The 11,952-nt window shown below is 46.8% G+C and carries 8 protein-coding genes and 1 pseudogene; 5 read left to right on the top strand and 4 right to left on the bottom strand.

Going from position 1 to position 11,952, the window contains the following annotated elements; translation table 11 throughout:
* Positions 1-10: 10 nt before the first annotated feature.
* From NSU01_RS25595 to NSU01_RS25580, 4 genes and pseudogenes are all read left to right on the top strand, one after another.
* A complete protein-coding gene (locus NSU01_RS25595; RefSeq protein ID WP_076243774.1) occupies positions 11-1,168 on the top strand; it encodes a Gfo/Idh/MocA family oxidoreductase in 1,158 nt (385 codons plus the stop codon).
* Positions 1,149-2,261 (top strand): Gfo/Idh/MocA family oxidoreductase, encoded by a 1,113-nt coding sequence (locus NSU01_RS25590; RefSeq protein WP_083705498.1) that lies wholly within the window; start codon positions 1,149-1,151, stop codon positions 2,259-2,261. The genes NSU01_RS25595 and NSU01_RS25590 overlap by 20 nt, the downstream gene beginning before the upstream one ends.
* Before the next feature lie 242 nt (positions 2,262-2,503).
* A complete protein-coding gene (locus NSU01_RS25585; RefSeq protein WP_076243772.1) occupies positions 2,504-5,089 on the top strand; it encodes a glycoside hydrolase family 2 protein in 2,586 nt (861 codons plus the stop codon).
* 243 nt (positions 5,090-5,332) lie between these two features.
* Positions 5,333-5,648, top strand: a pseudogene (locus NSU01_RS25580) (sugar ABC transporter permease); the annotation flags it as partial.
* A gap of 85 nt (positions 5,649-5,733) precedes the next feature.
* Here NSU01_RS25580 and NSU01_RS25575 read toward each other — a convergent pair.
* Positions 5,734-6,270, bottom strand: coding sequence for a cupin domain-containing protein (locus NSU01_RS25575; protein ID WP_076243771.1), 537 nt, complete (start codon positions 6,268-6,270; stop codon positions 5,734-5,736).
* A gap of 188 nt (positions 6,271-6,458) precedes the next feature.
* Between NSU01_RS25575 and NSU01_RS25570 the strand changes: the two genes are divergently transcribed.
* Positions 6,459-7,625: a hypothetical protein gene (locus NSU01_RS25570; RefSeq protein ID WP_076243770.1), complete on the top strand. Its 1,167-nt coding sequence runs from the start codon at positions 6,459-6,461 to the stop codon at positions 7,623-7,625.
* Between the two features lie 60 nt (positions 7,626-7,685).
* Here the strand turns inward: NSU01_RS25570 and NSU01_RS25565 are convergent, their stop codons facing one another.
* The 3 genes from NSU01_RS25565 to NSU01_RS25555 all read right to left on the bottom strand — a co-directional run bounded on the left by NSU01_RS25565 (position 7,686) and on the right by NSU01_RS25555 (position 11,889).
* Positions 7,686-9,725, bottom strand: coding sequence for a serine hydrolase domain-containing protein (locus NSU01_RS25565; protein ID WP_042139049.1), 2,040 nt, complete (start codon positions 9,723-9,725; stop codon positions 7,686-7,688).
* A gap of 123 nt (positions 9,726-9,848) precedes the next feature.
* Positions 9,849-11,147: an ATP-binding protein gene (locus NSU01_RS25560; protein ID WP_042139048.1), complete on the bottom strand. Its 1,299-nt coding sequence runs from the start codon at positions 11,145-11,147 to the stop codon at positions 9,849-9,851.
* Positions 11,134-11,889, bottom strand: coding sequence for a LytTR family DNA-binding domain-containing protein (locus NSU01_RS25555; protein WP_076243769.1), 756 nt, complete (start codon positions 11,887-11,889; stop codon positions 11,134-11,136). The genes NSU01_RS25560 and NSU01_RS25555 overlap by 14 nt, the downstream gene beginning before the upstream one ends.
* Positions 11,890-11,952 lie beyond the last annotated feature (63 nt).

Raw genomic sequence — 11,952 nt, 5'->3', positions numbered from 1 at the left:
GGAGGCTGTTATGGGAAAAATCCGGATTGGAATTATAGGTGTTGGAGGCATGGGTACATCTCATGCTCAAAGTATTATGTCAGGAAAAGTACTCAATGCTGAACTCGCGGCAGTATGTGATGTAAGAGCAGAACGCCTGGATTGGGTAAAGCAAAGCTATGGAGACAAGGTCAAATTGTATGACAATAAGGATGCTTTTTTTAAATCAAACCAGTTTGATGCAGTTCTAATCGCTACTCCCCATTACGATCACCCAGTCCTGGCGATACAGGCTTTACGTTCCGGTTATCACACATTAATTGAAAAGCCAGCAGGTGTCTACACGAAAGCAGTTAGAGAAATGAATGAAGCTGCGCAGCAAAGCAATAAGGTGTTTTCTATTATGTACAACCAGCGGACTAATCCAGTATATCAAAAGCTAAAAGATCTTATTGACTCTGGAGAACTTGGAGAGCTTAAAAGATCAATATGGATTATTACTAATTGGTATCGGTCGCAAAGCTACTATGATGCAGGGGGATGGCGGGCTACCTGGTCAGGAGAAGGTGGTGGAGTCTTGCTAAATCAGGATCCGCATCAGCTGGATTTATGGCAGTGGATATGTGGTATGCCGACAAAAGTACGTGCTTTTATGTCTTATGGAAAATATCACAACATTGAAGTCGAGGATGATGTAACTGCATATGTTGAGTATGCTAATGGGGCTACTGGCCTGTTCGTCACCACGACAGGGGAAGCACCGGGAACCAACCGGCTGGAAGTTACCGGTGACCGTGGTAAAATTGTCATAGAAGATGACAAATTAACCTTCTGGCGGCTAAGGATGCCTGAAAGAAAATTTAACAGTGAATATAAAGGCGGTTTTGGTAGTCCTGAATGCTGGAAATGTGAAATTCCTACTCCAGGTGAAAATACTCAGCATGTTGGAATTATAAATAACTGGGTTGACGCAATTTTAAATGGCACCGAACTGCTCGCTCCAGGTATCGAAGGGATTAAGGGACTAACTATTTCAAATGCAATGCATTTATCTGCGTGGACTGACCTTTCGGTAGAACTTCCACTTAATGAAGAATTATTCTTTGAAAAGCTGAAAACGCGAATTGATAACTCTACCTTTAAGAAAAGTGTAACTGAAGGTACACTTGATGTCTCAGGAACACATTAAAGCAGCTCGAAGGGTGAAGATCATGGGTGAACGTCTGAAAATTGGAATTGTCGGATGCGGCGTGATTGGAAGGCACCACGCACAGCAGTTGCAGCTGCTGGAGACGGCTGTGACTGCTGGGTTTGTGGACTCTGTTCAAGAGAAAGCAGAACAGTATGCGATAGAATTTGGTGGTCGGGCATACAGTAATTATGCGGATATGCTCCAAGATCCAGAGATAACTGCGGTGTCAATATGTACGCCTAGCGGAATGCACGGGGAGATGACTATTGCGGCGGCTCGTGCCAAAAAACATGTGATAGTTGAAAAGCCGATGGATATCAATATGGCGATGGCACAAAGGATGGTTGAAGAATGCCGGGAGGAAGGTGTCATGCTGGCAGGCATATTCCAACACCGGTTCGACTATGCCTCACTCCGTGTGAAGCAAATGTTAGAGGAAGGACGTTTCGGTAAGCTTATCCTCGTTAATGGCAATGTTCATTGGTACCGTTCAGATGCGTATTATGAAAGCGGCGATTGGCGCGGGACATGGACTCTGGACGGAGGAGGCGTACTGATGAATCAGGCAATTCATACAGTGGATTTGGTACAATATTTTGGCGGTCCTGTTCTGGAGGTTACTGCAAAGACGGCTAATCGTACCCATCCTCTGATTGAAACCGAAGACGTGGTTGCAGCGTTATTCAGTTTTCAGAACGGAGCCATGGGATCTTTTACTGCTACCAGCAGTGCCTATCCCGGATTAAATACGCGGGTAGAAATTATCGGTGAAACCGGTACATGTATTATTGAGAATAATAAGATAATTTATGAGCATTACAAGGGCGCGGAGAACATAGGCACACATGGCATGGACCCCAGCGTTTCCAATCAGTGGGAGCCAGAGTTGGAAGCTTCGTCGCAAGGGGTATACCACAAGGTATATGGCGATTCCCATTTTAGCCAGCTCTCTAATTTCGTGGAAGCGATCTGTACAGGACATGAGCCGAGGGTAAGTGGCGAAGACAGCCTTCATGCCTTAGAGCTGGTATTAGCAGTTTACCGTTCCCAAGAGACGCGACAAACTGTATTGTTACCGCTGGAGCTTTAGCTTTTTAACTAATACTCCCTCCTTCCACCTTAAGTGGATTTGATCGTCCGAATAGCCAGAATTCTGCTGATTTGCATGAATGGAGCATCTGGATATTCATCGATTTCCAAAATTAGCAGCGCAAACACATTATAAAAAACGTCTTGGGAGGATACTATGAAATTACAATTCCGCTATATAGTCAAACCTGAACTGGAGCCCACTCCTATCCGCAATTTCAATACCATAGGTGAATACATCGTATGAACAATGTTAATGAAGTGGTTCAACTCGAGCTGGCGCAGTCCTGGAGAATGCAAGGGTTTGACCCGGGAACGGCACCGGCCGAGTGCTCACGACTTGCATTTGATGATCGTTTCTGGATGGCTGCTGAAGTGCCGGGGGATGTACATTCCACACTAATTAAGCGGGGGATCATTCCTTCGCCATACTATGGGCATAATGATCAGTCCTCCCGGTGGATAGAAGACAAAGAGTGGTGGTATAGAACCTTTTTTGAATATTCACCCAAGAGTCAAGAGGAACGGACCAAGTTAACCTTCAAAGGACTGGATACACTGGCTACTCTATATGTCAACGGCTTGGAAGTCGGCAGAACAGACAACATGCTGATGTCCCACTCCTTCGATGTCACGGGTCTCCTTCAATCTGGACGAAATACTATTGCTGTAAGATTCGATCCGCTTGCTGCTTATCATAGAAAATTTGAACCGCTTCAGTGGTCCTCTTATACGAAAGAACGTCCCTGGATACGCAAAGCGGCGATGAATTTTGGATGGGACTGGGGTCCGCGGATGGTAACTGCCGGTATTTGTGGACCCGTAATTCTCACTGTCTGGAACGAAGCAAGACTAGAGAGTGTATACGCCAGAACGCTGCAATTTGATCAGACTAGTGCGAAGATTGCTCTCGAAGCGGAAGTAGAGATTGGAGGCAACCGGAGCTGGGAGGACTATTTCAATAAGAAGAAGGGCTTGGAATATACTTGTCGTTTTACTCTATTGGATTCTTCCGGTGAGTTGGCCGCTTCAGCAGCTGTTTCAATGGACACTGTGATAGCGGGCGGTCCGCTGAAGCTAGAGGCAATCCTTACTGTGCCTGATCCCCAGCTTTGGTGGACACATGATCTGGGAACTCCGGCCCTGTATGAGCTGCAGACAGAGCTGTCCGTAGGAGCTAAGATTTTAGATGTGCGTACCGAACGCGTTGGGATCAGAACGATTGAGCTGCAGACACAAACTGCAGAAGGGCATCCAACATTTACATTTCTGTTGAACAAGGTCCCGATCTATGCTAAAGGTGCAAACTGGATTCCCGTTGATCACCTTATAGGGGCAATACCTGAAGCCAAGTATGCAGATTTAATAGAGCTTGCTGCCTCCTCAAATATGAATATGCTGCGTGTTTGGGCTGGAGGAATCTATGAGAAGGATATTTTTTATGATGAGTGTGACAGGCAAGGTATCTTGGTATGGCAGGACTTCCCTTTTGCCAATGCACTGTACCCTGACTTCAGCCGCAATTTTATGGAGAATATAACGCGTGAAGCCATTGATAATATCAAGCGCTTGCGTAATCATTCTTCCTTGGCGATATGGTGCGGTAATAACGAAATTGACTGGTTATACGATATGAAATTGTCTGCGGGAGATATTAACTGCCCATTCTATGGCAGACGGATCTATCACGAGCTGCTTCCAAGTCTGCTCTCTGTTTGGGATGAGAGTAGGCCCTATTGGCCATCATCACCTTTTGGAGGAAATGATGCCAACGACCCGGAGATAGGTGACCGGCATAATTGGCAGGTATGGCATGGCTCAGTGTACCCGCGCAAGGCGGGTGAAGTGCCGGTTATCAATTACACGGTGGAAGGAGTCAGTTTCAAAAATTTCAAGAGCGATAAGGCATTATTTAGCAGTGAATTCGGGCTGCATGCTTCAGCAAACCGCTATACATTAGAAAAGTATATTCCAGAGGGTCAGTTTCATTTGGGCAGTGAAGAAATGGCATACCGGAATAAAGATACCAATCATAAAAAAGGTCTGTTGTTAATGGAAGGGTACACAGGAGTACCCCGGAATATAGAGGAATATATGAATTACTCTATGCTGACACAGGCAGAGGGCCTGAAGTATGGGGTTGAGCATTACAGGAGAATGAAGCCGCACAATAGCGGGGCTTTAATTTGGCAGCTCGGGGATTCATGGCCCGGTACGAGTTGGTCGCTGATTGATTATGAGCTAATGCCTAAGGCTTCGTATTACTATGCCCGTACGTTCTTTCATCCGCTTCTTCTTAGCCTGGTATACGATGAGGGGGAAGAAGTACAGATATGGGTAGTCAATGATAGACTGGAAGCCATAACTGGTGCGGTAAGGCTGGAGACGTACGATTTTTCGGGAAAACTTCTGTATGCACAGGATATCTGTGTAGACATTCCGGAAAACAGCTCTTTCCAAGCGGCTGTACTTAAGAAAGAGCAACTCTTAAACGGAAATCCACTATCCAGGACATTTGTACGTTTATCGGCCTCCAATTTTGCTGCACCGGAGAATACCTATTATCTTTGTGATCCCAAAGATATCGAATTGCAAGCCGCAGAGCTTCAAGTTCAATTCGAAGAAATGAAGGGAATGATCACGGTTACAGCAGTAGGTAGTTTGGTTCGTATGGTAAAACTTGAATTGCCTCGCGAGCATGTTCGCTGCAGTAACAATTACTTTGATCTGCTGCCTGGAGAGTCTAAAGTTGTTGAATTTACAGATCCCCAGGGGCATCCGGTTTCACTAGAAGGTCTAGTTGTATCTTCATTGAATGACCTATTATAACTGGTTATTTTTTGAACACAAAAATACCCTCAAAAAGACAATGGCTAAATTGTCTTTTGAGGGCATTTTTATTATCCTAACCGGACGTAATCGTAATCTCTGCTATTTTTCGTTGGTTTATGTACTAAAAAGGGAGTTCACAGATGGATTTTCAAGCATTATACGTATTGAATGTGTATTAGACCTTCTTGAACAAAACGTTGTTCCTGTAAGTTATCATTGCTGCACTCTCCTATTAAAGATATGATCTATAAAAGGGAAAACGAGAAATTATACGAGTTATCCAAACAATGGGAACTTCAGGTTATGGTTCTCCCCGCAGTGTTGCTAATCTTTATATTCAGTTATTTACCAATGTACGGGGTGCTGATGGCATTTCAGGATTATAACCTTTTCGAAGGCATGGCTGGAAGTCCATGCGTGGGCTAAACCACTTCGAAATGTTCTTCTATTCACCTGAGTTCTCAAATGTTATGCGAGTACCCTTGTGATTAGTTTAATGAAGTTATGCATAGGTTTTAAGGATCCAATACTACTTGCCCTATTTTTGAATGAAGTGAACCGGATGTAGTAAGGTAATACTTGATGGGTTATTTGTTGTACCGCTTCGTAAATGTAAACCTAAGAGCAAAAGTGGGATCACATTAACCCTCTGCCTCCCAAACCTTCAACAGCGGACCTGCCTCACCATAAACAGGATCACTATCCGGCAGCGGCACTTGGCCGATTTCAGGGAGCGCCGCTGCGAAGTCGTCCGGCGTGGCCCGGCGGGTGTTGTAATCTGCTCCGCCGGGATAAGCGCCGGCGATGCGGAAGTCCTGCGAGGAAGTGAGCCGCTTATGCGCTGTACCGGCAGGCAGCACCAGTACGTCTCCGGCCGACACTTCAACCCTGCAGCCGGCATCGCCGCCCAGCTGCAGGCTGGCGCTGCCGGACATCACACCGAGCACCTCATGCGCATTGCTGTGGTAATGGTGATAGCTGAATACCCCGTTCACCCAGCTGTTCCGCCAGCCGTTGTCATTGAAGATCTGTTCTGCGCTTTCCGGATTCTTCTTAAATGCACCTTTATACAGAACTGCCGGAAGCTCCGGGTTATTCGGCAGCAGCTTGTCGGCCTTGAAGGCGAAGGTTTCTATAGAGACCTCCTGCTTCGGTTTGTCATGATGAGATTCTGGCATCCCTAATCAACTCCTTTTCTTTAGTTGTCATTACCCAAACCATTTAGATTGCACATCATAGAGTACCCGCTTGCCGTTAATTTTCTCCAGAGTCTTGATAATCTGAGGGTCTATCTGACAACAATAGGGTAATTCATGGCATACAGTGTAATATATCTGTTGTAGATGGCATGAGAGGGAGGTCCATTATGATACGTAAAATAGGTACACTGCTGGCTGCCGCGCTGCTGCTGCCCGCACTCTTCAGTATCCCGGCGGCTGCCGCTCCGGTACAAGACAAGGCTGCTCCGGTTCAGGTCGCAGCGGCGGCAACACAGAGTCCGGCTACGAACGGACTGGTGCCGCTGACCGGTGCAATCAATGGAAATCTGCCGATTCATATGTCGGTCAAGATTGAGAGCAGCGGGAAGCTGACCGGCAGTTATTATTACGACAAATACAAAAAGACGATCAAGCTCACAGGTAATGTCAGCGGCAAAATAGTCAATATGTATGAATACGATGCCAAAGGCAAAGAAACGGGCCGCTTCGAGGGCTGGTGGATTGCCGGCACCGGCTTTGCCGGGGTATGGAGCAATCCGGACGGTACCCGCCAGCTGCCGGTAGAGGCGTTGACGGCAACAGCCGCCAAGAGTGTTAAGGTTCCGGCAGCTACCGAGTGGAACGGCGAATGGTATATGGCGAGCAAATCGCCTTTCTATGGGGGGTATGTAGAATTCAGCAACGTCAAAAGCGATAAGCTGACCTTTTCCATCGATGCATTTGATGGCGGCCATTCCGGCCAGCTGTATGAGGAGTCAGCCGTGGTCCGCAAACGGATGGCTGTATACAAGGAAGAGGACGGTTCAGTTGTCTTTTTCTACCTGTTGAACGGCCAGTTGTATGTAACCAGCCCTTCGCCAGTATACTCTGCGGGAGCGAATGTAACCTACACCGGCGAATATGCCCGAGGTCCGTACAAAGAGGGCGTCTACACGCTGAAGGATACAGGTGTATTCAAGACAGCGGCAGAAGACAAGGCCTTCCGCACAGTGGTAGGCGATGATTACGATCTGTTCCTGTACAGCATGCAGCTGCTGGATAAGCCGAAGGATCTGGATGGTCTGGGTGCAAGCGTAATCTCAGGCGGCGTGCGCGGACTGTTTACACTGACAGAAGCGATTATTATGTATGACAAACAGGGCCACTATTGGGCAGCGGTACTCGACACGGATGAGGAGAACAGCCTAGAGGAATTCGATATTGCCATTGTCCGGTTCTACACCAACGTGCCGAATACAACTGAACTGCCGAAGACGATTGCCAAATGGACGGAGGCTTTTCCCGAATACGGGGTTGTCTTCATGAATAATTAATCATGAACAAATAACAGCCGCAGAGTACCGTCATCATACCGGTGCCCTGCGGCTGTTCTGTTATTTGATATTAATCTTAAATACATCTCCGGCCTGACCGCCAAACACAACCATACCGCCTTGCGGCAAGACTCCCGAAGAATCTTTGGTCACCACAGAGAAGTTTACGATCATCCCGTCGGCATCATAGACAGCGAAGCCGCCGCTTGCCGGAGCAGTTACAGTCATCGTTTTGCCGGCTGACTTCTCACCGATCTTGAACCATATCCCTTGACCATTAGCGGGTACCGTACTGATTGATGACCGGCCTCCATATATAGGCTGAACCGCATCTTCGCTGATATAAGCATTGCCATCGATGGTTAAATACTCCGCTTCGTTCTTCGTATAGAAATTCAAGTCAAACGCATCTCTTCCGTTCATGACCGGTATTTCAGCCGCATTGACGGCTTGGTGCTCATCCACAATCCGGGTGCCTGAGGCATACCCCTCATCCACAGCGATATTCTTCATTAGGATCGCAGGGGACAGATAAAATAATGAATTGATCTTCTCATCCAAAGCATAGTAATTTTTCCCGTTTCTCTTTTCCCAGGCCTGCTTCGTCACTGGGGTTAGAGGATTGGACTCCAGCTTCTGATATTCGTAGGTTACCATCACCATCTGGCCGGCTCCGGGGAAATCCAACTCGGCATTAAGCTTTAGGTAGGTTATGCCGTTCTTCTGCAGATCGAAGCTTACGGCGGAACGGCCATCGCTGCTCTTGAATTGCCCGTTGCCTGTATAGATATATTTCTGTGCGGGGATCAGTCCGCCTTCCAGGGCAGGCAGGTCAAGCTCCCCGTCCTTAACCGTTATGGCTGTTGTAGCGCCTACTGTGCCGTATAATCCCGAATAGGATTTCAACTCAGCGGGCATGGCCGCTTTTACCGGGGGTTCGAAGGTTGAGTCCGGCAGGAGCTTGTCAATCTTCCCGGTATCCTTCAAGTACTCCAGCAGGATATTCGAGGCGAAAATCGTATTGAAGATCGAACTCCCGCCGGAGGAGAGTACAGCAATCGAAATATCCGATTCGGGTATTGCAGTCAGCGCAGCATGATACATAATGGTATCCCCGCCTTTGGTTAGAGCAGTGATTCCGTAATCGCTGAACGGGGCCAGACTCACAGCATCCCAGCCCAGACCATAGCTGAAGGTGTTTCGTTCATCCGGTACCCAGATTCCATTCTTATATTCAGGCTTCTGCATAGCCTTGACGGAGGCTTCGGATAAAATATCCGTACGGTTTCCGATCAGCACTTCAGCAAACTCGGTCAGTTCTTCTGCCGTGGAATAGACTCCACCGGCACCAATAACGTTGGCGTTCTCAACGGGCAGAGCCTGCTCCAGCCCCGGGAAATAGGTTTTGGCCAGCTGCTGTCTGTCAAACGTATCGAGCGGCGTTTTGGTGGAGCTTAACTGCAGTGGACTGCTCAGGTACCGGTCCAGGAATTCGGAATAGCTTAAACCGCTCACCTGCTCAATCATGAGCTCGAGCAGCTGGAACCCATCGTTGCAATAGACGGAATATTCTCCGGGATCGGATTTCAGATGTTCGGACTCCAGTCTTGACAGTAATTCATCATGATTCTGTGTGTCGTTGTCATCCAGCAGCATGCTGTTGCCATAGTGGCTGCCGTAAAGACCTGACGAATGATTCATTAACATCCGCGGTGTGATGTCCTTATATCTGGCATCGGCCATCTTAAACTGCGGTAAATACGTAGTGAGGGGTTTGTCGATATCAATGGCCTTGGAATCCGCCAGGATCATCGCCGCGGCAGAGACATGCATTTTACTGACCGAGCCAATCCCAAACATCGTATCTTTCGTTACCGGTGCCTGAGTGGCTTTATCGTACACACCGGCACCCCCGGACAGGGTGATAGAGCCTTTATCCCTGATGGCATACTGTAGTCCGCTTACCCCATAATTGGAGATGATCTCTGAAGCCAGCGCGCGGGCCTTTTCTTCCACGGTTGTCCCCTTCTCCTGTGCCGAGGCCTGGGCCATGGGGATCACTAACACCGAAGCCAATACTGCTGCAATCAACTTCTTCATCCTTATTTCCTCCTCCTGTTGCTGCTCGAAATGTAATCCTGGATTCATCATACAAGCAAGAAGGAGGGAGAAGGTCTGAAGTACCCTGAAACGAAAAAAACAATCCCTAAACAATGGTTTTGTCTAAGGATTGTCCGTGTGAAAGGGGAGGACGGCCATATTGTTAAAGACTTTGTGTCCGGACTCGATGGTCATGTTGCCGCCGTACTTATCGCATATTCTGGCTATATTGGTTAAGCCGATGCCATGATACTCCGGGTCCGGCTTCTGGCTGTGCAGGGGGGCGGTCACTTTGTCCATATGATTAAGGATGTGGATGAACAGCGCAGATTCATTCGAATGAATCTGGATGAGCATGTACCGGTCCTCTGCCACCTTAACCTTCTTAGAGGCTTCTATCGCATTATCCAGCATATTGCCCAGAACTACACACAGGTCATAACGGTCAATATTTACTTCCAGCGAATAGAGCTGAAGCCTGGTATCTATTCTAATTCCGTTGGCCTGTCCAATATTAAGGGTATTCGTGACCAGAGCATCTATAACGAGATGTCCGGTGTTCACCCGCTGATAGGAATCCTCGACTTTATTTAAGGTAACCCTGATATGCTCCAGTGCCGCCGCTGAATCATTTCGTTTAATACACTCTTCAATGTAGAGAAACTGCTGGTGGGTGTCGTGAATAATCCGCTTAATGGATTTGAAGCTGTGCACTGTTTTCTCATAGTTCGCATCCTGATAATTCATCTGGTGCTGCAATTGTGTATTCTCATGCATGAATTGAAATTTATCAATAATCGTATCGAAAATATAGACGACCATCACATTCAGGAACAGGAATCCGATAATCGCCATGAAATAATAGATGTTTTTCTCACTGGTGACAGTAAGTACATTGATCTGATAAATACTGATCAGGGGGACGATCAAGAAGAAAATATAGTAACGGTAAGGCAAAGAGAAGCTTCTGCGTTTGGAAATGAATCTGATCACCTGAATAACAGCAAACATAATCACACAGCTAAGGATTAATGCCTTCGTAAAGGTCAGCCGGTCCTGCCCGTTACCCGAATCCAGGGTAGTGAAATCTATGGAATCTAGACTTGAGAAAATATAAAGCGAGATAAAACTGACCATCGTCATCAAAACCGCATACAGGATAGAAAAAATGATCTTGGTCTTAATCTCCACATCATAGGATTGCGCCAAACCAAAGATCATCAGCAATGCGACACAAGAGGCTATATAGGAATTCATCGGTATGACTAGATACATGAAACAAAGCAATCCGTAAATGATGAAGTAAACGATACGGTTAGTCTTCCTGGCAGACTTGTCAAAGACGGAATTGAAGAAAAAGTTGGTTTGAAAGCACATCACCAGCAGCACACAGAGGACGATCGGCAGGTTATATAGAATCATACGAATTACCCTTCATGATCATAAATTTGGTGTAGTAATCTTTAACCTCTTTGATCTTGGACCGGCCTATAGGAAGCTCCATCCCATTCGACATGAGAACGGAGCCGCTGGCGAACTTCTTCACATGCAGCAGGTTGATAATAATCGAACGGTGGATGTGCAGGAAGTTACTGTCTTTTAGAGCTGCGGCATAATCTGCAATAATGCCCTTGCTCTCATAGATTTGGGCTTTGGTGATCACATGCAGCTTGCTTTTTATCGTTAGGCTTTTGGCAACCTCAATCGCAATAATATCATCATATCTTAATACAACTTCATCATAACCGGATTTAATGACCATGAATTTCTTATCTTGGGCCTGAAAATATTGGCATAGCTTGGTGATCTTCTCTTCCAGGAGGAGAGGCGCTACCGGTTTGATTAAATACTGGAATGTGATGACATCGAAGCTCTCCACCATATATTGAGGGTAGCTGGTAAGGAAAATAATCTGTTCATCAAAGTGCTTCAGCTCGCGGATTCTCCGTGCCGTCTGAATCCCATTCATTCCGCCCATCTCCACGTCAAGAATTAGAATATGGAAGGGCACTTCGCCACGCTCATAATGAGCGGCCAGCTGCTCTCCCGAGTGGAATAACTCCATCTGGAATTCTATATTTGTCTTGATGGATAAGCCTATCAGAGTTCTCTTAACAAGCTCCCGCTGCTTCTCCTCATCATCGCATATTGCAACTCTATACATGAATGCTACCCCTTTCGTTCCGGCGCAATGACCTATAAATAGATTCACAACAGTATATAGCAT

Source organism: Paenibacillus sp. FSL H8-0259, from assembly GCF_037963255.1.
Classification (GTDB): Bacteria; Bacillota; Bacilli; order Paenibacillales; family Paenibacillaceae; genus Paenibacillus_AQ; species Paenibacillus_AQ phytohabitans.
The sequence above is the reverse complement of the archived record's forward strand: the minus strand, read 5'-3'. Positions and strand labels throughout refer to the sequence as shown.